Here is a 1922-nt window from a genome sequence, read left to right on the forward strand (position 1 = left end):
GCCAGGTACTGGGCACGTTCAACTGTAATACCCGAAAGCTGATCAACTGCCAGTTGATCAGTCTCATTGACTGTGGAATGCAAGACAACTTTGGGCCGAAAACCTCCCAGCTGTATGAAGACATCTGCGGACCTGGATTGCTCGGCTGGATACAGGTTGATCCGGTTGCAGAGCCAGCCAAAGAAGCCGTCACCTTCCAGCGGGGTGTCAAAGGTTTGAACATAGCGCTCAAAGCTCTGTTGACTTGCAGAAACCCACACCCCCCAAACAAAGGGCTCACTTACGCCATGTATTGGAATTTCCAAAACAGCCCTGACGAAATAGTCGGTTCTTTCGGTATGACGGATAACGCAAAGGTCATCGGACAGCCGCCCGATGTCTTGTTTCTGTTCATCTGTTAGCCAGGTGTATGGATCTGGCGCCTGAAATGCAAAACTCGGCGAGCCCTCATGCAACTCACCGCAGCATGAACATTTGAATGCAAAGATCGCTGCCATGGAATTAGTGGCCTAGCGTAAAGATGACCGGACGACTAACACTTGCGGCAGAGCTGCCTGCTGCTGTTGTGGGTTCGTGTCGATTGGCAAGTCAGGCCGTAAGCAGGCCGCAGCGAATTTACTCATTCGTGTCCTCTTGGAACACCGATCAAGACTGAGATGGTACCCAGCACAAACCAGGCCGCGAACGTGAAAAGTACCAGCGACATGAGAATATTGTGGCCACACATGACGCCAAGTGCAGGATGCTTTCCTTCGCAGCCGACGAAGAGAATGGCAAAGGCGATCAAGGGGCCACCCAAGAAAATGAGAATGAGTTTCACGAACTTGCTCAGCACCATGGAACGAAGCCTACCGTTGGCGGTCACCGGCAACCAACACTAGTCGCGAAACAGCAACCTGCAGCTGTGTCCGCATCGGCCGATCGGTTAGGCTTCATACCTTGACTTCCACTACTTGGTTAGAGCCTTTAATGGCTTGGCCTTCGACTTGATATACACACCATCAGCGTATGCGCCTGCACCAGAGTAGCAGTGTCCGATTTGGTAAACCTGCGCCCGATTTCCATTGAACGTTGCGATTATGGCGCAGGGAATATCCGGACTGGAGAAGAATCCTGCGCAAGAGTCTCGTGTAATTGTCAGCTCACCTTCCAGGTTACCAACCGTAGGTGCTCCAGCAATCATTTTCCCCAACGATTGCAGCTCAAAGTGGGCTCGATCCAACCCATCGGATGATTCGGTTGGAGTGTCGATGGACATATAGGCCCCATCTTTCCTTTCGTATCTCGCACCTTGCATGCAGGGAGATGCATAGGCTGACGATGAAGTAAGAACTGCGAAGGCAAAGACCGCGACAGACAGATTCAGGTGGATTGCAGAAGTCATATTAGCCCGACGTTTGGCATGAGGGGTCGGCCCAAGTGGGCTGCGGTTGCCTCTTCGATGGAAGGATCAGGCGGCATGCAATTGGCCACTTTCAGAGAATGGTCCCTCGAACCTGAAACAACCCGCGACAACCCGGGAGGGTAGGAGCCTGACGTTTGACATAAGCGCTCTGCAAGGTGCCCGTTTGAAGGAGAGGTCAGGCGACATCGGCGATGGCCAAGCGGTCCGATGTGAATATCTCAGCTTGCATGAGAACGTAGAGAGAAGAGGATGTAAAGGCCTAAGGCGATCTCGCCCAAGCCGATGAGGATCGCTGGAAGCCCTTCAACGATACGCTGCTCATTGCTATCTTCATTCCATGTGAATTTAGCTTCCCGGCGCAAGACACTCTTCACACCCGCAACGATAGATGCGAGGCCAAACAGCACGACAATGATTTTTAAAAGCAGTGCCATGAGATGCCTAACGCAATTCAGACCGCAAAAGCTGCGGTCTAACTTGACTGCTATGGTTTAACTTGGACATCGAATCCTCCCAA

The 1922-nt window shown here is 52.1% G+C and carries 4 protein-coding genes; all 4 read right to left on the reverse strand.

Annotation, left to right across the window (positions count from 1 at the left end):
- Window positions 1–497 (reverse strand): DUF2199 domain-containing protein (locus AC1D1X_RS21990; RefSeq protein ID WP_477699185.1); only part of this gene is annotated, 497 nt, incomplete at its 3' end.
- Window positions 498–619: 122 nt separating this feature from the next.
- Window positions 620–838 carry a hypothetical protein gene (locus AC1D1X_RS21995; RefSeq protein WP_477699186.1) on the reverse strand — a complete coding sequence of 73 codons (219 nt, stop codon included), beginning with the start codon at window positions 836–838 and terminating at the stop codon, window positions 620–622.
- Between the two features lie 111 nt (window positions 839–949).
- Window positions 950–1258: a hypothetical protein gene (locus AC1D1X_RS22000; protein ID WP_477669314.1), complete on the reverse strand. Its 309-nt coding sequence runs from the start codon at window positions 1256–1258 to the stop codon at window positions 950–952.
- 365 nt (window positions 1259–1623) lie between these two features.
- Window positions 1624–1839: a hypothetical protein gene (locus AC1D1X_RS22005; protein WP_477669313.1), complete on the reverse strand. Its 216-nt coding sequence runs from the start codon at window positions 1837–1839 to the stop codon at window positions 1624–1626.
- Window positions 1840–1922: the final 83 nt, after the last annotated feature.

The organism is Polaromonas sp. P1_G4 (assembly GCF_056405475.1).